The 23,098-nt window shown below is 55.3% G+C and carries 17 protein-coding genes; 7 read left to right on the top strand and 10 right to left on the bottom strand.

The genetic code is table 11. The features are described from left to right. Nucleotides 1–72 precede the first annotated feature (72 nt). Nucleotides 73–417, top strand: coding sequence for an antibiotic biosynthesis monooxygenase family protein (locus ACT3RT_RS13540; RefSeq protein ID WP_485900525.1), 345 nt, complete (start codon nt 73–75; stop codon nt 415–417). 71 nt (nt 418–488) lie between these two features. Then, entirely contained in the window at nt 489–1,475 is a 987-nt protein-coding gene (locus ACT3RT_RS13535; RefSeq protein ID WP_496203132.1) for a GlxA family transcriptional regulator, read from the top strand. A 19-nt stretch (nt 1,476–1,494) separates the two neighbouring features. Here ACT3RT_RS13535 and ACT3RT_RS13530 read toward each other — a convergent pair whose 3' ends face one another. Beyond that, on the bottom strand, nt 1,495–2,292 hold the full coding sequence (locus ACT3RT_RS13530; protein WP_496203131.1) for an SDR family NAD(P)-dependent oxidoreductase: 798 nt from the start codon (nt 2,290–2,292) through the stop codon (nt 1,495–1,497). Between the two features lie 285 nt (nt 2,293–2,577). Here ACT3RT_RS13530 and ACT3RT_RS13525 point away from each other — a divergent pair, with 285 nt between their 5' ends. Next, complete coding sequence (locus ACT3RT_RS13525) at nt 2,578–3,105, top strand: hypothetical protein (protein ID WP_485900519.1); 528 nt, start codon at nt 2,578–2,580, stop codon at nt 3,103–3,105. Between the two features lie 456 nt (nt 3,106–3,561). Here the strand turns inward: ACT3RT_RS13525 and ACT3RT_RS13520 are convergent, their stop codons facing one another. The 3 genes from ACT3RT_RS13520 to ACT3RT_RS13510 all read right to left on the bottom strand — a co-directional run bounded on the left by ACT3RT_RS13520 (nt 3,562) and on the right by ACT3RT_RS13510 (nt 8,834). Continuing rightward, nucleotides 3,562–6,882 (bottom strand): autotransporter domain-containing protein, encoded by a 3,321-nt coding sequence (locus tag ACT3RT_RS13520; protein WP_496203130.1) that lies wholly within the window; start codon nt 6,880–6,882, stop codon nt 3,562–3,564. A 601-nt stretch (nt 6,883–7,483) separates the two neighbouring features. Then, complete coding sequence (locus tag ACT3RT_RS13515) at nt 7,484–7,843, bottom strand: nuclear transport factor 2 family protein (RefSeq protein ID WP_496203129.1); 360 nt, start codon at nt 7,841–7,843, stop codon at nt 7,484–7,486. 37 nt (nt 7,844–7,880) lie between these two features. After that, complete coding sequence (locus ACT3RT_RS13510; protein WP_496203128.1) at nt 7,881–8,834, bottom strand: AraC family transcriptional regulator; 954 nt, start codon at nt 8,832–8,834, stop codon at nt 7,881–7,883. A 181-nt stretch (nt 8,835–9,015) separates the two neighbouring features. On the opposite strand from ACT3RT_RS13510, the gene ACT3RT_RS13505 reads away from it, so the two are divergent. Beyond that, a complete protein-coding gene (locus ACT3RT_RS13505; RefSeq protein ID WP_496203127.1) occupies nt 9,016–9,852 on the top strand; it encodes an oxidoreductase in 837 nt (278 codons plus the stop codon). A 141-nt stretch (nt 9,853–9,993) separates the two neighbouring features. Next, nucleotides 9,994–10,302 carry a N(4)-acetylcytidine aminohydrolase gene (gene yqfB / locus ACT3RT_RS13500; protein ID WP_496203126.1) on the top strand — a complete coding sequence of 103 codons (309 nt, stop codon included), beginning with the start codon at nt 9,994–9,996 and terminating at the stop codon, nt 10,300–10,302. A gap of 3 nt (nt 10,303–10,305) precedes the next feature. On the opposite strand, the gene ACT3RT_RS13495 is transcribed toward yqfB, so the two are convergent. Then, a complete protein-coding gene (locus tag ACT3RT_RS13495) occupies nt 10,306–11,178 on the bottom strand; it encodes a LysR family transcriptional regulator (RefSeq protein WP_496203125.1) in 873 nt (290 codons plus the stop codon). 108 nt (nt 11,179–11,286) lie between these two features. Between ACT3RT_RS13495 and ACT3RT_RS13490 the strand changes: the two genes are divergently transcribed. Next, nucleotides 11,287–12,291 (top strand): nitrilase family protein, encoded by a 1,005-nt coding sequence (locus tag ACT3RT_RS13490; RefSeq protein ID WP_485900506.1) that lies wholly within the window; start codon nt 11,287–11,289, stop codon nt 12,289–12,291. Nucleotides 12,292–12,338: 47 nt separating this feature from the next. Here ACT3RT_RS13490 and ACT3RT_RS13485 read toward each other — a convergent pair whose 3' ends face one another. After that, nucleotides 12,339–12,980 (bottom strand): HD domain-containing protein, encoded by a 642-nt coding sequence (locus tag ACT3RT_RS13485; protein WP_353502054.1) that lies wholly within the window; start codon nt 12,978–12,980, stop codon nt 12,339–12,341. Between the two features lie 143 nt (nt 12,981–13,123). Between ACT3RT_RS13485 and ACT3RT_RS13480 the strand changes: the two genes are divergently transcribed. Beyond that, nucleotides 13,124–14,098 (top strand): GlxA family transcriptional regulator, encoded by a 975-nt coding sequence (locus ACT3RT_RS13480; protein ID WP_485900504.1) that lies wholly within the window; start codon nt 13,124–13,126, stop codon nt 14,096–14,098. 39 nt (nt 14,099–14,137) lie between these two features. Here the strand turns inward: ACT3RT_RS13480 and ACT3RT_RS13475 are convergent, their stop codons facing one another. Genes ACT3RT_RS13475 through bcsQ form a run of 4 tightly spaced genes read right to left on the bottom strand, consistent with a single transcriptional unit; the run spans nt 14,138 to nt 23,097 of the window. After that, on the bottom strand, nt 14,138–17,515 hold the full coding sequence (locus ACT3RT_RS13475; protein ID WP_496203124.1) for a cellulose synthase subunit BcsC-related outer membrane protein: 3,378 nt from the start codon (nt 17,513–17,515) through the stop codon (nt 14,138–14,140). Further along, nucleotides 17,463–19,769, bottom strand: coding sequence for a cellulose biosynthesis cyclic di-GMP-binding regulatory protein BcsB (gene bcsB / locus ACT3RT_RS13470; protein WP_496203123.1), 2,307 nt, complete (start codon nt 19,767–19,769; stop codon nt 17,463–17,465). The genes ACT3RT_RS13475 and bcsB overlap by 53 nt, the downstream gene beginning before the upstream one ends. Continuing rightward, nucleotides 19,766–22,381, bottom strand: coding sequence for a UDP-forming cellulose synthase catalytic subunit (gene bcsA, locus ACT3RT_RS13465; RefSeq protein ID WP_496203122.1), 2,616 nt, complete (start codon nt 22,379–22,381; stop codon nt 19,766–19,768). The genes bcsB and bcsA overlap by 4 nt, the downstream gene beginning before the upstream one ends. Then, complete coding sequence (gene bcsQ / locus ACT3RT_RS13460; RefSeq protein WP_496203121.1) at nt 22,381–23,097, bottom strand: cellulose biosynthesis protein BcsQ; 717 nt, start codon at nt 23,095–23,097, stop codon at nt 22,381–22,383. The genes bcsA and bcsQ overlap by 1 nt, the downstream gene beginning before the upstream one ends. Nucleotide 23,098 lies beyond the last annotated feature (1 nt).

Below are 23,098 nucleotides of genomic sequence, written 5' to 3'. Positions count from 1 at the left end.
CGAGGTTAAGCGAAGTATGGCGTTCGCGCCAGTCGTAAACTCGCAACCTGTAAACACATCAGGAGAATGCCCATGATTGCTGTCATTTTTGAACTACAACCCGTAGATGGCCAGCGTGAAAGTTATCTGGCGATGGCTGCCGCGCTTAAGCCCTTGCTTGAAGAAATCGACGGCTTCATTTCCATCGAGCGTTTCCAAAGCCTTGCCGATCCCAACAAGCTGCTTTCTCTCTCTTTTTGGCGCGATGAAGAGGCGGTAAAGCAGTGGCGAAACCTCGAGCCGCACCGGCTGGCGCAGACCAAAGGACGGGAGAATATTCTGGCGGATTACCGGCTGCGCGTAGCCGAGGTCGTGCGAGATTATGGCCTGAAGGAGCGCGATCAGGCTCCGGCTGATAGTCGATGCTGTCATGGTTAAAGGCTGATTGACCTGAATACGGCGTCCATGGCAAAGTCTATTAAATATTACTTCCCTCAAAAGAGGACATCATGGCGCTGCGTATCGGACTGGTAATTTTCCCCGGATTTCAAATGTTGGATCTGGCGGCTCTCTCTGTTTTTGAAATTGCCAATCTGGAAATGGCCATGCGCGGCCATGAAGAGCCATATTATCAGTTCGACATTGTCTCGAGTCAGGGTGGCCTGATCAGCAGTTCGGCTGGGGTCAAAATTGATAGCCAGCCGATTGAGCAGCTCGAGTTCGACACCGTTATGGTCGGCGGCAGTACGGATATTCCACACGTCGGCCCGCTATTAATCAGCCAAATTCAACATGTTGCGTTGCAAACGCGGCGCGTTTCCAGCATCTGTAGCGGCGCATTTATCTTGGCGGAGGCGGGGCTTTTAGACGGCCACATCGCCACCACGCACTGGGGACAGGCGGCCGCGCTGCAACAAAGATTCCCCAAAGTGCGCGTCGATCAGGACAAAATCTATATTAATGAAGGCCAAATCTGGACCTCTGCGGGTATGACGGCCTGCATTGACTTGGCTCTCGCCATGGTGAAGCAGGATTTAGGCGCAGAACTGGTCAAAAGCGTGGCGCGAAAACTGGTGGTTTATCATCGCCGGATTGGCGGCCAGTCGCAGTTTTCAACCGTGGCCGAAATGGAGCCAGATTCCGATCGCGTTCGCAAAGCATTGGAATTCGCCAAAGAGAATTTGTGTGAACCCTTAAACGTTGAGCAACTCGCCGAGCAGGTTCACTGGAGCCCAAGACATTTCAGCCGCGCATTTCAGCATCAGACCGGCCATTCACCAGCCAAAGCGGTAGAAAAATTACGCATTGAAGCCGCAAAATCGATGATTGAAGCTGGGCATTCTTCTATTGCGCAGATTGCTTTAAAAACGGGATTTGGTGATGAAGAACGCATGCGGCGCGCCTTTTTACGCACGCTCGGGCAGCCGCCGCAGGCGTTATTGCGGGAGATCCGTTCCCGCCAGGCCTATGTGGAACAGGCACCCGCAGTCGAGTAATACCTGCATTTTCAAGCGGTTATAAATAGCGCGGGCCTGGGGTTTTATTAGCAAACAACCCGGAAAGCTCAACGCGCGCTGCATCATAAGCCAGCCATTTGTCACCGTCCTGCAACGGCGGGATGGTGACAACTTCGCCCTGATCAAAACCGCGCAACGACGCGTCCACCATCGCTTCGGCACTCATTACCCAGTCCTGCGGCAAGTTGGAGGCGTGAGTTCCGGCCACGTCCCAAAATTCGGTGGCCGTCGCGCCTGGAAGAACCACTTGGACTTTAATGCCTTTATCCGCCAACTGGTGATGCAGCGACTGAGTGAAGTTCAGTACATAAGCTTTGCTGGCGTTATAGACATCGTTCAGCACATTGGTACTGATCGCCACGATGGATGAGATATTGATGATGGCGCCGTTGCCGAGTGCCACAAATCCCGGTACGGCGGCGTAGGTCAGGCGGGTCAGGGCGGTAACGTTCAGGTCGATCATCTGTTCCATTTCATCGACATTGGCATTCAAAAGTGGGAACACTGAGCCAAACCCCGCGTTGTTGACCAGCAAACTTATCGGGCTATCTTCACGGCGTAACAGGGCTTCCACCTGACGTAATTGCTCAGGCTGACCGAGATCCGCGGCCACCGCGGTAACGCCAGCGCCCGTGCTTTCCTTAATAATATCAGCCACTTTCTCTAAGCGAGACTGGTTACGCGCCACCAGAATTAGGTCATAGCCACGACGAGCTAAACGGTCTGCATAGATAGCGCCGATGCCAGTAGAAGCGCCGGTGATCAGAGCAACAGGGCGAGCAGTAGATGTTGTCATTTTTAAAGTCCAATAGTGTCTCAGTAAGGAAACCCAGTATTAATCTTTAAACCACTTTAACAAATGACATGAAACCCTCTTTTTATGCCATGGTGAAATGACGCGATCTGGCGAATTCTGCATGGGCAGAGTAGGCAGACAGTTACAATTTTGCCACAGCGTTGCCTTGATTATTTCAAGATGATCGGTCATTAATGAATTAAGGCCAATGTCTCTATGAACTGAGAAGTGTCGTGGGTTTTGGCTACACCGCGTGTCTTTTACTTAATAGCAGGATATGAAGCGATGAAAAATGTAGTCGTCGGGCTGGTTGTGACGCTTTCGACATTGGCCAGCTTGCCAAAGGCAGTGGCTGCGGATCAGGATCCCTTATCAGCACAAACCCGAGAAACCATCAGGAATGATTTTATTCATTTGGCGGATTTGGCGAACAAGCACGATATTACGGGGATTCACAATATGTTCTGGCAATCGTCGTCAGCCATGTTGGTAGCGAAAAGCGCCAATCCGGCAGTGGAGGGCAATTGGTCGGCAGTGTGGGGAAATGCGGCTATCGATCAGAAATTGTCAGACATCGCGCACTCCGGCCCGGTAGTTTTGACCCCGGATCTGAGTAAGTTAAAAGTGGTGGGATTAACCAAAGATGTGGCCCAAAGCTACGCGCCGGTGACCATTACCGTGTCCTACGCTGGGCAAGACGGTAAGCCGAAACCTTTCCTGTTGATTCATAACTGGTTGAAAGTTAACAAAGAATGGAAGATCGCTTCAGAAATTATTCTGCCAGTTCCGCCAACGCCGCCGGTTAAGAGTTAAAAAGAGTTGCGGCCGAAAGGTCGCAATTTTTATGCTAAATAAAAAGGACCGAATCATAAAATAAGCCATGGAAAACAACAGGGGATGAGGTAAGCCAGTCAGGCTTGGTACGCTATGATATTCAATTTAACATAATATACATTATGCGCACCTAGATAAGGGTACGTAGAATCTGGGGCTTTGGCGCTGTCATTGTGCTGCTCGCGGATCTGCGGTTTTGCGCCATTTCACCTGTCTCGCTTACATTCACTCCTTCATTGCTGTTCCTTGATGAAATCTAATTTGCCAGTCATAAGGCTCTGACCTATTGGAACGTGTCGACGCATAAAAAAAGAGCTCATAAAAGATTATGAGCCCTTTTCAATAACAGCGGATCCTTCAAGTATTTCTTAAACTAATGGCATGTCATAACGCGACGTGGCATCAGAAAAGAAAAAACATATCAGCAGTGATCCGTTAGAAATTGTATTGGTAATTCATCAGAATACCTTTGTCGCTCACGCTGTCTTCTTTCCACTGGTAGGCATCGAATGCCAGACGACCCGCCTCACCGCCGTAACTAACACCCGTGGAAACCACGCCGTTAATACCGCCACCTTTCTGATCGTTGTCGACCATAAAGCGCGAGTTACCGGCACCCTGTAACGAAGCAGTCTGCGCGGACTGTTTGTAACTGACGTTCGGTCCGCCTTCGGCTAAGGCATTGACAGACCAGCCGTTAGAGGTGGCGAATTTCAGTTTCAAACCAACCAGCGCGTCCACCGCCGTTTCGTTACTGTCATCCATGGTCAGGTTGAAGTCACCTGCCCCGCGCTCGCTGTAGCCGTTGTTCGCCGTGTGGCGCAGTTTGAGGCCCGCACTTGGCGTCAGGCTCAGGCCTTCGGCAACGTCAAAACCTTTGCTGAAACCGCTGCGCCATTCCATATATTGCTGGCTATTGTCTGATTTCGCCGTCTGATTAGCGCCGGAGTAACGGATGCTGCGGTTGCTTTCCAACTGGTGCACATCATAACGCAGGGCGTTGGTCAGCGTCAGGCCGCGGCCCATATCCACGCTGTGATTCAGCCCGAAGAACTGGCTGTACCCGCCGATAATCCCGTTGTCACCCGCTTTCTGCTTGCCGTTCACGCCGTTCCCGTCCAGGCGCGCGATACCGTACTGCATCTGCATTTTCTGGCTGGCGCTCAGGTCAAAACTCTGACTTAAGGCCATCATATCGTAGCGGGTGTCGTTGCCCAGCTCCGCACGCTTATCGTTTTTGTCCACCAGATTGAAACCGAATCCGGAAGGCATCACAATCGCGTTATCCGCCAGCATATTAAAACGCTGGCTTAACACGCGGGCCTCTTTAAACGCGGAAGTGGCGTTCGCGCCGGATAGCTGACGCATCGCACTTTCTACGTCAGCAGACGTTTTCAGATTGAGGCTGTTGTATAAGGCGTTATTGGTGTAGTTGTTTTCCAGCTTGCTCGCCATGTTTTGCAGCCCGGCGCTGTCTTTCACTACGTCCTGATAGCTTCTTTTGGTCATGGTCACGTCGACGTTACCGTTAGTATCGGTTTGCGCGCGGGCATTCCATACTGCACTGGTTGACTTAACGTTCTGCGTGCCCTGAATGTCCTTGCCGGTGAAGACGTTATCGAAAGTTTTGGTTTTCGCATCCGTTCCTTCGGTGAATGTGGTATCCACGGAAACGTCTTTTAGGTTCGCATGAGACACGTTCATGGTACCGGCAGTGCCGTTTGCCTTGGTGCCCACGGTGTAGTTTTTGATCGTGCTGCGGTACACCGATGTGGTATCCACAACGCTGGCATTTTCCCCTCTCACCAGGCCCCATTCGGTTACGCCATCGCGGACGTTCACCGTGCCGGTATTGACCAGGTGTGCCGTCGTGGTGCCGTTACGGTCAAAGACGTAAGACTGGTTGGCGTTAATGTTCACCGTGCCCTGATTATAGGCGGTAACCTTTTCCCCCACGGCTTTAAAGGCGGTTAATCCCGTCCCATTATCAGCAATGGAATTCTCCTTTGACCCTAAATTAATGGTGCCGTTATTGACTAAGGTGGAGTTTCCTTCACCGTATAATGCGGTAGCATCATTGCCTTTGACCGTCATCGTGCCGTTATTGATGAATGTGCTGATATTTGAATTTTTTGGAGCACCATTACTTGCCATACCCAATGAAATCGCGGCCGATGGATGATAGAAATTATTTGGCTGAAGTGGCACGGTAAAATCTATTAGCCCGTTATTAACCGCATTAATTGTCACCCCGCTTTTAGTTTCTGCATTTGACAAAAATCCACCTGTGGAACCATCTACCCAACGCCACCTCGTATCATCTGTAATAACGTTGTAGCCGTGGCTGGCGGTGATAACGCCGTCCGTGGCATTTTCCCAATAAATAGAGTTAGAAGTGCCGCTTCCACCCAAGGTAAAGATACTTTCATATATGTTCAAAGGACTTCCTGATTCAGGAATAATTATCCTCCCGGCTGCATTAATCTGACCGTGATTCACCATGGTCGAGTTATCCAGCATGCCTATGCTCCCGCCCATAGGGGTTGCATATTGGTCACCCTGGGTCAGATCGCCAAATTTAATTTCAGCGCCTTTGGCATTGAACAGTGTACCTTTATTGGTAATGAGAATTTGAGAAACCGCATTGTCGGAAGATGCTCCCAGACTTCTCGTGAATTTCATCGTGCCCGTATTTAAGAATAGAGCGTTTTCTCCAACCTTTGTTTGCGAGATATGCCATTTCTCACCTGTGCCGCTCCTGTAAAAACTGTTGAAACCCGTCAACGTGCCCGCATTTTCGATAACCAGAGGTTCTGAGGCTGACGCATTGTAATTTAGAAATTGTCCATCAGTTAGCGCCAGCGATGTACCCTTAGGGTTCAGCAGATTGTAATTCGATGTCCACTTCTTAATACCGATTGGCGTAGTGCCATCCAGCGTCCATAATTTACGATCGACAATGCTGTAGCCTTTTATCTCGCCGGTGGTCCGATCGAGCGTCTGGGCAACATACGTTTTCCCGGTCGCCGGGTCGGTGATCAACCACGTGCCGTCGGACTGCTTGGTTGCTTCCATCGATACGCCATTTAAGGTCAGCGTGGCGGTGCTGGCCCCTTTAATCATGGTGACGGATAAGCCGTTCGGATAAGTCGTGGTTTGCGCGACCGGATCGACTGGCGGAACGGGTTTATCACCGCCGTCGCTTGGCGGAACGGGTGTATCACCATCGCTTGGTGGAACGGGTTTATCACCGCCGTCGCTTGGCGGAACGGGTTTATCACCGCCGTCGCTTGGCGGAACGGGTGTATCACCGCCGTCGCTTGGCGGAACGGGTGTATCACCGCCGTCGCTTGGCGGAACGGGTTTATCACCGCCGTCGCTTGGCGGAACGGGTTTATCACCGCCGTCGCTTGGTGGAACGGGTTTATCACCGCCGTCGCTTGGCGGAACGGGTTTATCACCGCCGTCGCTTGGCGGAACGGGTTTACCACCCTCCGAATTACCGCCGCCACCGCCGCCGCCACCCGCAGCCATTGCAATACCTACTACTGCTGCAACACCGGCAATCGCACCTCCAGTGATCCATAGTTGCTGATCGGTGAAACCGGTTTTCTGACAGTCTGCTGGCAGCGCACTTTTTTCAGCTTTGCTGAGTTTTGAGATGTCTTTAGGACATGTGGCCCCGGCGGCATAACTTTGGGGAATACCTAAGGCGAGAGTAATACACACGGACAATGCTTTCATTTGCATTTTCATATAAGAAATCCTTTCTTTATGACAGACAATTAATCTTAGTAATAATAGGATGATGAATAACTCAGGTTTTTAACATTCACTCTGTGAATGTTATTGATTTCAATTCTGCGTTCCTAAACATTTGAGAGTGTTTTTGCAGAAAATCGAATCACTGAATAAGTTCATTTGCGGTAAAAAGAAATTTACCAGGAGTGTGAATTTATCTGATTACAGAACTAAGTCAACGTGAAGTTTTGCTTTATGACAAATTAAGTAGGGCTAAGCCTGTTTTTAAATTATAACCCTGCGTTATGAATGCGTTTTAGTGATGATTTTTTCGCTGGTATTATTATTATGTATGATTTGCCTGTTTTATATGCTCTGGTGCGTTTAGGATCTTTACCCACCGCTGACAAGCGCATCTCACATATGAGGCTTTTAGCTAATTTCGTTTGCTAAGAAAAAATTGAAATAAATACTAAAAATAGAACCCACATTAATTTAAGCCGTGTCGGAATATTCTTGTATATTAAACTTTGAGGTAGCTTAAGCGGAATACGTTGGAAGTGGCGTAGTAAAAAAAGAATTAGTCTTTTTTTATCTAAACCTATTTTTCTTACATTCACTCCTTTCTTACTGTCCCTTGATGAAATCTCATCTGCCAGCCGTAAGGCTCTGACCATTGCCAAATTGAACTGCGCAATGTGCGCCGCACTATCACGTTGTCTGGCGTTAACTCGAAACTTTGATAAGTCAGAATGACCACGCCTTCGCTGATTTTGCCCAGCGCAAAGTTTTCGGCTGCTATCTTCGATTGATGGGTTTCAGCCAATAACGCCTCGACAACATCCTTCCTGCTGTACAGCTGCCCCGAGCGGCCAATCTCTGCAAACTCACTATGCAGCAAATGCTCGAGTGTTTGATCATCGCGGCGTGAATTGCGTTGATGCAAACGCGTTTCTAGCTCGATGATGTGCTGCATTAAATCTGCGTCATTTGTCATGTGCTCGTCAGCCATCTCAGTGGGAAGAAATAAACTCGGTGGCCTGATGCTCAGGCGGCACGGCGAAGTTCTCTTTCATACGTTTCACTTCTTCGACCGGCGTGCGGCCAAATAAGCGTTTGAATTCACGGCTAAACTGCGAAGCACTTTCATAACCGACTTGCAGCGACGCCGTTAGCGCCGTGATCTCCTTTCTGACCATCAACAGTCTGGCTTGGTGCAGCCGCAAAGACTTCAGATATTGCATTGGCGATGTCTCAGTGATCAGTTTGAAGTGGCTGTGGAAAGTCGCCGGACTCATATTGGCCATTTGGGCTAACTGATTGATATCTAAGTTTTCGCTATACGCGCTATGAATGTGGCGAATCACGTTATAGATACGGCCAAACTGGCCTTGCAGCTGTAACGCGGTGCGGATCCCAGCCCCCTGCTCGCTGGTTAATACGCGGTAGTAGATCTCGCGAACCAGCGCCGGGCCTAGGATGGCGGCCTCCTGTGGCTCACTCATTACCTGAAGAAAACGCAAAACCGAGTGCTGCATAGCTTCGCCCATGGGTGTCGACACCATGCTTTGCGGCCTTGGTGACTCTTGCGCAGAGTTTTGGTCAATCTTCATGATCAGTTCAGCGGCGACAGAAAAATCGAGATGCATATAAATGGCTAACAGCGGCTGTTCTGCGCTGGCGTCGGTTTCCATAGTAAAAGGCACTGGCAGCGCCACGGCGAGGAAATGCTGTGCGTCATAAACGTACACCCGGTCACCAAAATAGCCGCGTTTTGTCCCCTGGCAGACAATCACAATGCCCGGGTCATAGAGCACCGGCATGCGTTTCAAGGGGCGGTTTGAGCGTAAAAAGCGCACATCGGGCACCCGCGACAGGTTATAACCTTCGACCGGCGCCAGTGTTTCCAGCAGCTTGACCATCTCCTGCTGCACTGCCCCAACCTGCCCCACGTTTTCGCTGTTCATGTCAATCACCTCAAAGATAACTCTGATGCAGTGTAACAAGTTGCGATGGTGATAAAAACAACACTCATAGTTTTAGGCAATAAACTCCGAGTTTCAGGTCTCTTGCGAATGACATATCGGCGCTATTCTGAGCGCCGTGAAAAGCCGCGTTGGCTTTATCAATGCTTTTGGAGAAATAACCATGTCTGATACTAAAAACATTTTGATCACCGGTGTAAGCAGCGGCTTTGGCCGCGCTCTGGCGCAAGAGGCGCTGTCTGACGGCCATCGCGTGATAGGCACCGTGCGCAACGCCAAGGCGGCTGAAGAATTTACCGCGCTGCACCCGACTCACGCCATTGCGCGCATTTTAGATGTCACCGACTTTGCCTATATTGACGAAACCATTGTTGAAATTGAAGACAACGTCGGGCCAATTGACGTGCTGGTGAATAATGCGGGCTACGGCCACGAAGGGGTGTTCGAAGAGTCGCCGTTGGAAGAGATGCGCCGCCAGTTTGACGTCAACGTGTTCGGCGCGGTAGCCGTCACCAAGGCCGTGGTGCCCTTTATGCGCCAACGCCGCCGGGGCCATATTTTGAATATCACCTCCATGGGCGGCTTCATCACCATGCCGGGGATTGCCTACTACTGCGGCAGCAAGTTTGCTTTAGAAGGGATTTCTGAAGTGTTGAGCAAAGAGCTGGCCCCTTTCAACATCTTCGTCACCGCTGTCGAGCCAGGCTCATTCCGCACTGACTGGGCGGGCCGCTCGATGGTTCGCAGCCCGCGCTCGCTCACTGATTACGACGCCCTGTTCGACCCAATTCGTCAGGCGCGCGAGGCCAAAAGTGGCAAGCAGCTTGGCGATCCGCAGAAGGCCGCTCGCGCCATGTTGACGCTGATTGCCAGTGAAAATCCACCCGCTCACCTGCTATTAGGCAGCGATGCCCTGCAACTGGTTCGACAAAAACTGGCCAGCTGGAGTGAGGAAATTGATCAATGGGAAAGCCTGACTTGCTCAACTGACAGCCAATAGCCGCGCTTAATGATCGCCAGTCGTTTACATTCTCCCGGCGCTTCATACAATGGGTGTAAAACGGCTGGCGACACCTATGTGGGACTTTTCGCCAATCAGATGATCAGGCAATAATTTTCCGGCCAAATAATAGGAACAGCAATGAAAAACATCACTTTCTTCTCGCGATTCGAAACCGACATTCTGGCCGAGCGCAAAACCATTACCCTGCGCGAAGCCAGCGACGCCCAGTTCTCAGCGGGTGATAAAGTCCGGGTTTCGCGCTACGAGGATGGGGTGTTTTTCTGCAACATTGAAGTGATTGCGGTGACGCCGGTGCTGTTTTCAGAGTTAAACCAGCGCCACGCGGATCAGGAAAACATGACTTTAGAGCAGCTCAAACAGGTGATTTCAGAGATTAATCCGGGGCTAAATGAGCTGTTTATGATTGAGTTCCGCCTGCTTAAATAAAGCCTATTTGCCTGCGGCGGGGTCCTCCTGCCGCACCATTTCAATGAATTTATCCCGCGCCCTATCCTCTATTCTTGGGTCCCAGGCAATCCCCGTCTGCCAGCTTAAGCTGCGCCCTTTGAGTGGCACTATATTCAGGTCCGACGGCGCAATATGCACAATGCTTTGTGGCAGCAAAGCCACGCCCAGCCCGGCGAGCACCATAGCCAAAAGCGTATGAATATCAGCAGCATATTGTTCACTCCTCGCCTGATAATACTGCTCATGCATAAACAGATCAATCTGCCGATTCAGCCCCTGCCCGCGCCCGGACTGTAACCGCAGCAGCGGATGTTTTGCCAGCCACTCTTCTACTGACAGGAAATGGCTCTCCGGGGTGATCAGCACCAGACGGTCCTCAAACAGCGGCAAATGCGCCAGCGGGCTGGGTGGCGGAACGCGCACGAAACCAATCTGCAATTCGCCCTGCTGCAACATCTGTATCTGCTGGCTTGAAGGCAGATCCTGCAAAGTGATATTGATGGCCGGAAAACGTTTGCCAAACTTAGCCACGCTTTGCGGTGCATAGACAAAGCTCGATAAGCCAAATCCTATGGCGATTTTGCCCTCCATTCCCTGAGCCACCAGCCCGGCGTGCTGCATAAACAGGGCGGACTGCTTCAAGACTTTCTGCGCTTCGGGCAGCAGCCGCGCGCCGCCGGGCGTAAGCTGCGTCCCTTGCCTGCCACGGCTAAACAGCCGCACGTTAAGCTTCGCCTCGAGCAGATTGATCTGTTTGGTCAGCGCGGGTTGGGTCATTGACAGCGCTGAGGCTGCTTCGGCGTAATTGCCCTTCTCAGCCAGCATCGCAAAGGCTTTCAGCAGCTTGATATTCATGGTTTTGCATTCCATTTAGTAATCAATATTAGAAAATACTTCATTATAAAGTTATCAGTGAAGTTGCTGTAATACCAGCCAGTGAACCGAAGTGAACGGGAGAATGACATGACTGGTAGCAATCTGATTAAAAGCGCCGTGGTGCAGTTTCAGCACCAGGCGGGCGACAAGAAATACAATTTGATGGTGATTGAAAAGTACATAGAACAAGCCGCGCTGCAGGGCATCCAGATCCTCGCCTTCCCGGAGATGTGCATTACCGGCTATTGGCACGTGCCGAAACTCAGCGCGGATGAGGTGCGGCAGCTGGCTGAGCCGCTGTCCGACAGCCCTTCTCTGGCGCTAATTCGCTCGCTGGCTATGCGCCACAATATGCTGATTGGCGTTGGGTTAATCGAGCTGGCCGACGACGGGCGTCTGTTCAATGCTTATGCGGCCTGCATGCCGGACGGCAGCTTCCACACTCATCGTAAACTTCACGCCTTCGAGCATCAGGCCATTAGCAGCGGCGATGCTTATACCGTGTTTGATACCCCTTGGGGCGTTAAGGTCGGCATTTTGATCTGCTGGGATAACAATCTGGTGGAAAACGTCCGGGCGACTACCCTGTTGGGCGCTGACATTCTGCTTGCGCCGCACCAAACGGGAGGAACGAACTCCCGCAGCCCGCACGGTATGAAGCCGATTCCACTGGATTTATGGCAACAGCGGCATGAAAAGAAAGAGGAAATTACCGCCGCCTTCCTAGGCCCGAATGGCCGTGAATGGCTGATGCGCTGGTTGCCTTCACGGGCGCACGACAATGGATTGTTTATTCTGTTTAGCAATGGCGTGGGGGCTGATGACGATGAGGTGCGAACGGGCAACGCGATGATCCTCGACCCCTATGGGCGGATCATCAATGAAACTTGGGCGGCGGCGGATACCATGGTTACAGCCGAGCTGGATCTGACGCTTATCCCTCTGAGTACCGGGCGGCGTTGGATTTACGGCCGTCGCCCAGCGTTGTATCAGATTCTGGCTGAGCCGCAGGGCTACGAGCGTGACGCCATCAGCGCGCGTTTCTCCGCAGAAGAAACCGCCGTGGCCAGCCACAATATCAAACAGGATTAAGCCAAAACCCCGCGTCACAGCCTGCGGCGCGGGTCAATCCCTCTTAATTACGCCTTCCAACGTGAAGCGCGGATAACCTGGCAGAAATTACCTTTCATAAAATCTGGCTCTTTATCAGCAATGACGTCGGCTTTCACGTTACCGAAAGTGGTATCCGGCTTGTGTTTAATGCCGTCGTAAAATGCCTGAATAATGTCTTCTTTAAATTGCGCGGTGCGTGGGAAAGCCGCCACCACGTCTTCGCGAACTTTATCCTCATAGCCGCCGTAGTTAATGCCGAGCACGTCCATCTCTACCCCGGCGGTGACCAGCGCAATCACTGGGTCCATAAACTCCGGGATGCCCGGCGTGGTGTGCAGCGCGATGGCGGTCCACACCTTGTCGATATCCTGAGCTGAAACGCCGTACTGCTGCATAAAGTCACGGGCGGTGTTGGCGCCATCCACTTCGAAGCGTTTATCGCAGCTACAGTGCTCGTGGGTCAGACCCATGTCGTGGAACATACAGCCGATATACAGCAGCTCCTGGTCGACGGTCAGATTGCGCTGTTGCCCGGCTAATGCTGCCCAGTAGTACACGCGGCTGGAGTGGTTAAACAGCAATGATGACTCGGTGTCGCGCACCAGTTCTGTCGCCTCGCGGGCCATCTTGCTGTCGGGAATGCGAATACCGTTAATGTTTAGACTCATGATTGTTCCTCGTTGGTAAGCAGTGATGCAGTGAGTTGCATGAGCAGAGAATAAGGGGGATGATAAATGTCTTCAAACGTCGCAGTACGACTAAAAGCGACATTGCGTTGTTACGCGACAGGAAAACAGAGGAAAGTGCTCAGATGGTAAAACAGGTGATTATTTTGGCGGTGCCGGGGGTGCAGCTGCTCGACGTCTCAGGGCCACTCGACGTCTTTGCCGAAGCCAACGCCCAACTGGGCCGCGAGCTGTATAAGCTTCGCGTGATGGCGCTGGATGACCAGCCGATCGTCTCCTCTTCCGGCGCGCGGCTGTTGCCAGACTTAAAGCTTTCTGATGAGCCAACCCAGCCTATCGATACCTTTTTACTGGCCGGGGCGCCAGTGCTCGACACCTTTGTCTCCGATGCCTCGGTGCTTGCTTCCATTCGTCGCCTAGCCTTGCAAAGCAGCCGTTATGGCTCAGTGTGCAGCGGCGCGCTGCTATTAGCCGCCAGCGGCTTGCTGGATAACCGGCGCATCACCACTCATTGGGCGGTAGCCGAACAGCTGGCGCGGGACTACCCGCAGGTGCAAGTTGACGCCGATGCCATCTTCCTATGCGACGGCCCGCTGCGCACGGCGGCGGGCGTGACCTCCGGCCTAGACTTAGCGTTGAATATGGTGGAGGAAGACGTCGGGCGGGAGGTTGCCATGCAGGTGGCTGCCCAACTGGTGATGTTCTTCAAACGTCCCGGCGGCCAGTTGCAGTTTAGCCGTCACGGCAAAGCCTCGGTCAGCGGCCGTTCTGCGTTACAGGATGTGCAGCGCTGGGTGCTGAGCTCTCTGGCGTCGCCGCACAATGTGCAGACCATGGCGCAGCATATGGGGGTTAGCGTCAGGCACCTAACTCGGCTATTCAATCAGGAAATTGGCCAGACTCCGGCAGAATGGCTGGAGCAACAGCGCATTTCCCAAGCCAGAACCTTGTTGGAAAACGACGAGCTGGCGATTAAGCAAATCGCCGATGAGTGTGGCTTTTCCAGCGTGGATATCCTGCGGCGAGCGTTTTTGCGCCAGCTTAAAGTGACACCGTCACAGTATAAGAGGTTTTATGCTAATGGCGAGGTGAAAGCTTAACTTCCCATCCCGATAAAGGAGAGGAAGTGATTGAAGCCGTTACTTAAAGTCGGCGTAAGGCACCAGCGGGCGCGGTGGCATATCCAGATCCCCCTGCCAGCCCGCCAGCGAGTAGCGGACATAGAGCAGATAGTGGCTCGGGGTGTAGTCCTTGGCCTGCTGAATATCAATCGCCGCGCCGACCGTCCAGTGCGAGCTGACGCGTTTTTCAACCAGCGCCTGCGCCGTATAACCAAAACCGGAGCTGCTGCTGCCCTGTTCTATCGCGTCTTTGTCCACCAATCCGTCAGGGATCAGTCCCGGCAGCGGATAGCGCTTCTGGTCTTTGGTGGAGGAGCGCGACCAAGAGACCGACCCGCCCACTTCCCATGACCAGTTGTCCGACCGCTGGCGATAGTTCACCGGCACCGCCAGCGAGAAATACTGCTGCGGACTGTAATAGCCGCCCTGTCCCAGCGTGTAGCCGCTGAGGTCTTTCTGGTAGTGCCACAGCATGGAGTTCAGTCCCACTGTGGCGCGGCGGTTATCCTCATTGATGACTTTATAGTAGTAGCCACCCATCAGGCGTTCGCGGCTGTTGTCGGCGACGTTTTTGCCGGTCAGCTGATGAGCGCTGATGTCGCCCCACAGCCCGTGCGCTTTGCCTTGATCGTAACTGACGCCGAGACTGACACCCGTGGCACGCACGCCGCCCCATTTGATGCCGGTATGCGGATCTTTCGCCCCGGCGTAGGAGAGCATGGAGCTGGAGATTGGCCTGCGCGACGCCATCGCCGTCCAGCCAATATCCTGCCAGTCACTGCTGTAGGCCAGCCCGCCAACCCAATCCACCACCGGGAAGCCGAGCGGCGTGGTGCCCAGATCGCCCTCCCAGGTTTGGTCTTTATAGCCCGCGCCGAGACTCACGCCGCTGGCCCGCTGACCATAATCGCTGTCACATTTCACCTGACTGCTACAGGTGCCAAACAAGGTGCTGTACCCGTCATACTGGCCTTCATCGTTGGTGACATTCTCAAAGGAGCCGTTATCCATGCGCACAATGTCGGAACGCAGGAAGGCGCGCCCCTGATCCCAAGGCATATCGGCCTGTAGCATGGTGGTGCTGGCTTTAAGGTCGGATTTGCCCGGTGTGCCGCTGTTGGTGGACATATCCTGATCGAGAGTGAAATTGACGTCCTGCTGGCGGTAAAGGTCATGGGCATCGGCACGAATACTGCGATTGAGCCAGTCATCCCCGGCCTGATTGCGCGTCAGCCGGGTGTAACTGTCATTGTCGGCAGGCATTTGGGTGGTCATGCCGCTGGCGAGCATCGCCTGCTGGTAATCTTCACGCGCCGCCTCAGGCTGGCCTGTCTGCTGCTCAAGGCGCGCCGAATCGCGGTAAATCAGCGCCTTGTCTTGGCCGATGGGCAAATCGCGGGCCGCGGTTTTCACTGGCTGAAGCAGACGAGCGGCCTGCGCTGTCTCTCCCACATCATGCCAGGCCATCGCCACGCGGCGCTGCTGGTTGAGGCTCAACGTGCTCACCGGCAGCTGGCTGGCGGCCAGTTTCTCCCGCGCCTGCGGTTTTTCGCCGCGGGCAATCAGCTGGTCAATCTCACTCAAGGTCTTGTCGAGGGTGATGCGCTGCGCCAGTTCGCGCATATTGCTGTCCCAGCGCGCCTGCGGCACTGAGTTGAGGTGCTGCACGGCGGCGGCGTCGCGATCTGTGCCGGAAAGATACAGCGCGTAGGCGTAGACCTGCTGCGGATCGTCCGGATGCTTGGCGATGAGAGGCGTGAAAGCCGCGTCGGCCTCGGCGTTGCGCCCCGTCTCGCGTAGCGCATTGGCGTAGTGATAAGTGGCCCAAACGTTATCCGGATCCAGTTTGAGCAACTGCTGGTAGCGCTGCGCCGCTGCGGCCCACTGTTTTTGGTTGGCCAGGCGCTCGGCCTCGTCAGCCAGTTGGCTATTTTCAATGCCGCGCTGCATATCCTCGAGCTTGGCGCGCTGCGCCGCGGGGAGCGTCTGGATGTACTCCAGCGCTTTTCGCGGCGACTGGCGCTGATAGATATTCGCCAGCCCGCGCTGGGCGCTGCTGTTCCCAGGCTCAAGGCTCAGGGCGCTGAGATACGCCTGCTGCGCCTGCGTATCGTCGTGGCGCGCCACGGCGATATCCCCCAGCCCAACCCAAGCCCACGGGTCGCGGCTGTCAATCTGCCTTGCCCGCTGATAGTGCTGGCTGGCCTGATTGACATTTTGGGCCTTCAGCGCCTTATCGCCCTGCTCGATTTCCAGCCAGTAACTGTCGGCTTTAATCAGGCTGTCCCACTTATTGCCATAAGCCGCGTTGAGGTCGGCTTTTTTGGCCTGCCGGTAGTACGACAGTGCCTGCTGGCGGTTGCCCGCGCGGGAATAGGCCTGACCCAGCGCGCCCAGCACGTCGGCGTCATTGGGGGTTTGTTGCAGGGCTTCTTTCAGCGGCGCGATGGCGGCGGTCGAGGCCCCTCTGGCCACTTTTTGCAGCCCGCTGACCCGCGCCTGATAGCGAGGATCGGCCAATAAGGCCTGCTGGCGCTGTAGTTCCTGCTGGGCCTCAATCGCCGAGTCGCCACTGGGGAACACTTGGCCAAAATGCTGCAATTCCGCGACCGACTGATTGCTCACCGGCTGGGATTTTATCTCGGTTAACCACAGGGCCGCCGCCTGTTCGCGGCCTTCATCGGAATTGGAAAGCTCGGTGACCAGCGCAATGGCGCGGACATTTTGCTGCTGGGCAAAGGCCATTTTCGCCAGCTGTAGAAGCACATTCACATCACCGGGGTAATGCTGATTGAGCGCCTGCAATTGGCGTTCGGCCATTGCGCTTTGCCCCGGCATGCGGGCAACCAGCTGCCAATACTCCAGCGCCAGTTCACGCGGCGGCGGCTGCCCTTGCAAGGCCTGATCGTACAGCGCCTTGGCCTCTGGCAGACGGCCAGCCACGGCGAACAGGCGCGCCTGTTGCACTAAAGCCTGCTTGTCCGGCGAGGTCAGTTCCAGACTTAGCTTCGCCTGACGGTAAATCGCCGAGTTGGGCGCAACCTGCTGAATTTTATCCAACTGCTGCTGGGCCAGCGCTTGATTATCTTCCCGCAGCGCGAGACGCATACGGGCAGATAACACCTGCGGATTTTCCGGGGCCATCAGCTCCAGCCGATACAAAGACTGGCGCACCAAATCATCGCGATGGCTGGCTTCACCAATGCGCACCTGCTCCAGCAGCCACTCTTCAGGGGCCACTTGCTCGGCGGCAAACAGCGCCGTGGGAGTCAAACAAAGCTCCAGCGCCAGCGCCAGGGCGCTCAGTGACAAAGGCACTCCTCGAGAAATCTGCCTCACGGGATTAATCCTGATCGTCGGATGAGAGACGGCGACGGCCCAGCGCGCGTAGCCCATTCCACAGCAATACGGCGGTCAGCACCACCGCCACCACCGCCATAAAGGCCAGCAGCACCGGGTGCGTCGCTAACTTGTTCCACACGCGCTCCCACCAAGGCAGGTGGCCGACATAGTAGACATCGCCCACTTTCAGGCTGTTAACGCCGGAATCGCGGAAAATCGCCACCGAGCCATACACCAGCGCCTTCTGCTTGCTGTCCTGCAGTGAATGATTGAGCAATGCGAAGCCTTGCGGGCTGTCGGCCAGCAGCGCCACGACACTGCGCTGAGCGTGGTAAGGCGACTGTAGGCCGACAATGGCGGAAATCGGCCCTTGGGCGCTGACCTGCACATCGGCATCCGGCGTGGCATCGCTGGCTGGCGCGGTGTTCTCCGGCAAAGCCACCTGACGGTTGGGCATATTAACGGCGGCGCGGGTGGCGTCGAGCAGCAGATTGGCCTTCTTATCATCACGGATTGAGGCGTCGCGCAAATCCTCCGGCAGCGCGCCAATCATCAGAATATCGGCATCGGCATTTTTGGCCTGCGACCAGTCATTGCTGACCGCCACGCCGGTTGCCGGATAGCCGGTAAGGGAGCCTATGTTGCCCAGCTGATCCAGCATGGTGGTGAGCTGCACCGGCTGTGGCTGAGCTTTCACCAGCACCAGCGTCTGTGACAGGTCTGCAAGACGGCTGAACGGGAAACCGGCGTTGGTAAAGGCGCGCAGGTCCGGCATCGACATATAGTGGCGATAACCGGAGAAGTCGATGGTGGAGCTGTCATCAATCACCACGTGGTTTTGCACCGTAGTGTAAGTCTCACAGCGCCCTTCGGCGGTGCCCGCCAGCAGCGAACTGTAGTCAAAATCAAAACGTAGCTGGTTCACCGCACCCAGTTTTAAAGCGGGGATCATCAGGTCTTTATGGTCATCCAGCAGCCCCTGCAGCATGGTCAAGTGCAGCAGTTGCGAACCCTGCTCGCTGCCCGGCACCAGAGTGAAATCTTGCAGGAACTGATTGTTCAGGCTGATGCTCAGGCGCGAAGTATTCTTCACCTGCGGCGAGGTGTAACGGTACTTCAGCCGCATATCGATGCCGTTGCTGTTGATCAGGAACAGGTCCGGCGGCAGGTTCATATTCAGGGTGATAGGGTTGGGCTCAATGCCGTTACCCTGTAACTGTTCGGCGTACTGCTTCAGCTCGCCAAAGTGCATCGGGCGGTCGGTGCGCACCCAGTTTGGCGCGTCGTAAGGCTGGCGCGGGTTGAGCTGTTCGACATTATCCACGCTGACATTTGACCCACGGAACAGTAGATTCCCCTGCGCAATGCCCTTAGCGGCGGTCACCAGATCTTTATCGTCACGCCCCAGTACCAGCAGCATTTTGACGTAAGGATTGTCCGGCTGGCTGACCATCTGCACCGTCGGCCCTTTCACCGGCGGCAGGTCACGCAGGAAGTCCGGGCGATGGTCATTGGTGGCGAATACCACGGCGTGGCTGTCCGGCAGTTGGTTATAGAGCACCGGGAAGGTCTGGCCGCGCCACTGGGCTTTAACCCCAAACCACGAGGCCAAAATGGCGGCGGCCTGCTGCTCACCGGCGTCCGGGGCGGCGGAGAACACCATCGGCAACGTCAGCGGGCGGCTATCGCGGGCATCAAAGAATGGCACCGGGAAGTGGGCCAAGTCGTTGCTCAACGGCAGCTTCTGCACGGTCAGCGACAGCGAGCTGCCCTTGCCCACTTCCAGCCACAGCGTGCTGTTGGCCGGGTTTTCACAGACATTCTGATAATGGCCGACAAACTCCAGCCGGATGCGGTTGAAGTCGGAAATATAGCGCGGGTCGATAGCCATCTTTAACTGATTCGGCTTGCCGAGCTGGTCTTTCTCGATGGTTTGCACGCCCATCAGTTGGTCATTGAGAAACACCTTCAGGTGCGACTGCACCGGGATCAGCGACGGCGACGGCGTGTATTGCAGATTCAGGGTGGACTGGGTCACTACTTCATCACTACGCACACCAAACTCAATCACGCCCGAGGGCTTGAAGCCGCGCAGGGTCATGGCGCCCGGCTCAGGCACCATCGCCTGAAACGGCAGATTTACCTCACGCACCGGCGCGCCGGGAATAATCATCGGCACCGCCGCCGGAGCAACCAGCGGAATGGCGGTGGCCTGCGGCGAATCCAGCGGCGCGGTTTCGGCATGCAACGCCGGAGCTGCCGCACCCCATGCCGCAGTCATCAAAGTGAGTAAAGGAAGTAGTTTCATTTTTTTATCATCGTTAAGGTTGATTCATCAGGCTGCACGGACAGCGACGGATTGCGAGGCAGGAAGGAGACCGCCCAGCGGCCAAAAGTGTTGCCGCGCGCGACCAGCGGCCGGAAGCGGTAAGGCGCAATATCCAGCATGCGCAGATAGCCACGAATGCCCAGCCCTAGCACTTCGCGCAGGCTTTCCAGAGGCTTGTCCTCAGGGAAGCTGTCGCTGCGTACTACCCAGCTGTCGGCGCGGGCGAAGGTACATTGAATAAAATCGACGTGCTGCGCGGTGGTCATTGGCAACAGCTGCACGCCAATGTTTTCACCAAATACTCGGCTTATGCGGCACGGGAAAGCATATTCCTGCTGGCCGCGAGGCAATAATAAAGTGACATTGTCACCTTTGCTGAAGTGCGCGGCACCGGCCGTGGCGATACCTGCGCCGCTGTCCGAGAAGTCCTGCATGGTGGCGACATAGATATGGCCATCTTCGCGGGCCAGCGCGGCGGGCATGGAGACTTCCACGCGGTGCGCCTGCCTGACCTGCTTGGCTTCAAAGGCCACGGCGATGGCGCCGCCCAGAATAATCATGTTGTAGGTCACCCACGCGAGGCTTATCAGCACGGTATAAAACTCGTCGGAATGCGTATGGAACAGACGCCAGATCCCCACGCCAAAGCCCAGCAGATTGAGCAACATCAGGAACTGATAAGGCCGGGTGATTTTCCAGTCGACGTAGGATTTGTCGTGCATCCCCCCTTTCGCCGTGACGTTAAAGCTCCCGGCGCGCGGGTTAAACAGCGCCACCGTGGTTGGCCGGGCGATATACCACGCCAGCACGGTTTCATAGATTTCACTCCAGAAAGAATGGCGATATTTCCCCTGCACCCGTGAGGTCGCCAGGCTGGCATGAACCATGTGCGGCAGCACGTACAGCGCGATAGCCAGCGCCGGGGCATAGATGATGTAGGCGTTAAGCAGCAGAAAAGCCAAAGGCGCCGTCAGGAAGATCAGGCGCGGGATGCCCGCCAAGAAGTGCAACATGGCATTGGCGTAGCACAGACGCTGCGCCAGCTTCAGCCCTTTGCCCCACAGCGGGTTGTCGAGGCGGAAAATCTGCACCATGCCGCGCGCCCAGCGAATACGCTGGTTGACGTGGGCTGACAGACTTTCAGTCGCCAATCCGGCTGCTTGTGGAATGCGAATATAGGCAGAGGTGTGGCCGTGGCGGTGCATGCGCAGTGAGGTGTGGGCGTCTTCGGTGACGGTTTCCACCGCAATACCGCCGATTTCATCCAGCACGCTGCGGCGCAGCACGGCGCAAGAGCCGCAGAAGAAGCTGGCGTCCCACAGGTCGTTGCCGTCCTGCACTAAGCCATAGAACAGCTCGCCCTCGTTTGGCGTGCGGCGCACTCGGCCCAGATTGCGTTCGAACGGATCCGGCGAGAAGAAGTGATGCGGGGTCTGCAACATGCCGAGCTTGCTGTCTTTGAAGAACCAGCCGACGGTGAGCTGCAAGAAGGAGCGCGTCGGCACGTGGTCGCAGTCGAAAATCGCCACCAACTCCCCTTTACACTGCTTCAAGGCATTGTTGATGTTGCCCGCCTTGGCGTGTTCGTGGGTCGGCCGCGCAATATATTGCACGCCGATTTCCTTGGCGAAATCAGCAAACTCGGGGCGATTGCCGTCGTCGAGCAGCCAAATGGTCAGCTTCTCTTTCGGCCAGTCCAGCCCCAGCGCGGCGTACATCGCCGGTTTCACCACGCTAAGAGGTTCATTATACGTGGGGATCAGCAGATCCACCTGCGGCCAGACGGCGATGTCCGTGGGCATTGGCACCGGTTTGCGGTTCAGCGGCCAAATGGTCTGGAAGTAGCCCAGCACCAGTACCACCCATGAGTAGGTTTCCGCCGCTAACAGCAGCAGGCCGCAAATCAGGCTCACCGGGTCATCCCAGTTGAGGGTTGAGGTGTAGCGCCACCACAGATAGCGACAGGAGACGGTCAGCGAGAGGACGATCAGCATCAGCGTCGGGAAGCGCCCCGGAATGCGGCGCACCAGCATGGCGAGGCTCCACAGCAGCACCACAAATATGAACTGCGCCAGATAGCCGAAGGGCTGCGAGATGCAGAACATCACCAGCACGGCGGCGACCAGCGAACCGATGACGATCAGCGCCCTTCTTGCCAGCTTGCTCAGGCCACGCATCGGATGCATCACCTTCTCTGACAAGGGGCTATGGGTGATGCGCGCGGGCATCGCGTCCAGCCAGTTGTGCATCTTGGCGCGTAAACGCTGCGGCCAGTCACTGACTTTTACCCGCCCGCGCAGGCCGCCTGCCGGAATAAACAGCAGTAGCCAGCAGGTTTGCAGCAGGTAGCGGATGGGGTCCGCCGGGCGCGGGCGTTGGGCAGAAATATGGGGGAACCACTGGGCGCGGCGCTGACGCACGCGCTGCCACGCTGGAGACTCAAAGCGCAGCAACAGCCAACCCAGCGTGACGCACATCACCATCAGCAGACTGGCGACAAGCGACGCGCCCTGCTGGCGATAATTGCGATAACGCTGTTGTAAGGCGCTGGCGACCGGAGGCACCAGCAAGGCGCGAAGCAGGTGACTCATTACTTCTGCCCCGCGCGCAGGTGGATTTGGCACCAGCTGGCGAGAGCCTGCATCTCTTGGCAGCTTTTGCTCAGTGGGGCCATTTCGCCCACCGGACGCTTAGCAGCCAGAGACTCCGCCATGGCTTCGTCACGGTGCAGGATCAGCGGCAGCAGGCGCGGCAGGCTCTGTTGCCATAGCAGCAGAATGTCTTGCTGCAACTGGCTGCCAGGCATGAACTGATTCACCAGATAATGGCTATTGGCGGGCACCGGCTGCTGATGCAAACGAACGTGCGACTGGCTGTCGGCGTGCAGCAAGGTGAAAGCGTGGTCGGCAATAGAGAGTGCCTGCGCCGCCAGCGCCGGTTGGTCAACGGGCGTGTCGAGCAGCACCCAATCATAGACGCCAGTATTGTCAATTTTTGTCAGGTTATCTTGCCAGTCGCAGTAAACCTGCGTTTGCTCGATGGCAGGCAGTTGGCCGAAAGGCAAGAAATCGAGATGGGAATGATAGCGCATCGCGCCCTGCTCCCAGCCCTCGCCTGCGCGCACCGCCGTGGCCCAGCCACGCGGCGAGTCGTAAGGCATATTAAAGTGTAAACGTAAGAGATTAGCGGGCGAAAAATCGATAGCCAACACCTTCTCACCGGCCTGAGACAGCGCCCAGGCTAAAGACGCAGTGACTGAGGTGACGCCGGTTCCTCCCCGGATCCCCTGAAGGGCAATAACAGGCATG

This window comes from Ewingella sp. AOP9-I1-14, from assembly GCF_052375995.1.
Lineage (GTDB): Bacteria > Pseudomonadota > Gammaproteobacteria > Enterobacterales > Enterobacteriaceae > Ewingella > Ewingella allii.
This window is presented reverse-complemented; position numbering and strand designations above follow the sequence as displayed.

Excerpts from the sequence above, each read along its gene's own strand:
- ACT3RT_RS13540 (WP_485900525.1), top strand. The coding sequence starts at position 73 with ATGATTGCTGTCATTTTTGAACTACAACCCGTAGATGGCCAGCGTGAA.
- ACT3RT_RS13535 (WP_496203132.1), top strand. The coding sequence starts at position 489 with ATGGCGCTGCGTATCGGACTGGTAATTTTCCCCGGATTTCAAATGTTG.
- ACT3RT_RS13530 (WP_496203131.1), bottom strand. The coding sequence starts at position 2,292 with ATGACAACATCTACTGCTCGCCCTGTTGCTCTGATCACCGGCGCTTCT.
- ACT3RT_RS13525 (WP_485900519.1), top strand. The coding sequence starts at position 2,578 with ATGAAAAATGTAGTCGTCGGGCTGGTTGTGACGCTTTCGACATTGGCC.
- ACT3RT_RS13520 (WP_496203130.1), bottom strand. The coding sequence starts at position 6,882 with ATGAAAATGCAAATGAAAGCATTGTCCGTGTGTATTACTCTCGCCTTA.
- ACT3RT_RS13515 (WP_496203129.1), bottom strand. The coding sequence starts at position 7,843 with ATGCAGCACATCATCGAGCTAGAAACGCGTTTGCATCAACGCAATTCA.
- ACT3RT_RS13510 (WP_496203128.1), bottom strand. The coding sequence starts at position 8,834 with ATGAACAGCGAAAACGTGGGGCAGGTTGGGGCAGTGCAGCAGGAGATG.
- ACT3RT_RS13505 (WP_496203127.1), top strand. The coding sequence starts at position 9,016 with ATGTCTGATACTAAAAACATTTTGATCACCGGTGTAAGCAGCGGCTTT.
- yqfB (WP_496203126.1), top strand. The coding sequence starts at position 9,994 with ATGAAAAACATCACTTTCTTCTCGCGATTCGAAACCGACATTCTGGCC.
- ACT3RT_RS13495 (WP_496203125.1), bottom strand. The coding sequence starts at position 11,178 with ATGAATATCAAGCTGCTGAAAGCCTTTGCGATGCTGGCTGAGAAGGGC.
- ACT3RT_RS13490 (WP_485900506.1), top strand. The coding sequence starts at position 11,287 with ATGACTGGTAGCAATCTGATTAAAAGCGCCGTGGTGCAGTTTCAGCAC.
- ACT3RT_RS13485 (WP_353502054.1), bottom strand. The coding sequence starts at position 12,980 with ATGAGTCTAAACATTAACGGTATTCGCATTCCCGACAGCAAGATGGCC.
- ACT3RT_RS13480 (WP_485900504.1), top strand. The coding sequence starts at position 13,124 with ATGGTAAAACAGGTGATTATTTTGGCGGTGCCGGGGGTGCAGCTGCTC.
- ACT3RT_RS13475 (WP_496203124.1), bottom strand. The coding sequence starts at position 17,515 with ATGGGCTACGCGCGCTGGGCCGTCGCCGTCTCTCATCCGACGATCAGG.
- bcsB (WP_496203123.1), bottom strand. The coding sequence starts at position 19,769 with ATGAAACTACTTCCTTTACTCACTTTGATGACTGCGGCATGGGGTGCG.
- bcsA (WP_496203122.1), bottom strand. The coding sequence starts at position 22,381 with ATGAGTCACCTGCTTCGCGCCTTGCTGGTGCCTCCGGTCGCCAGCGCC.
- bcsQ (WP_496203121.1), bottom strand. The coding sequence starts at position 23,097 with ATGCCTGTTATTGCCCTTCAGGGGATCCGGGGAGGAACCGGCGTCACC.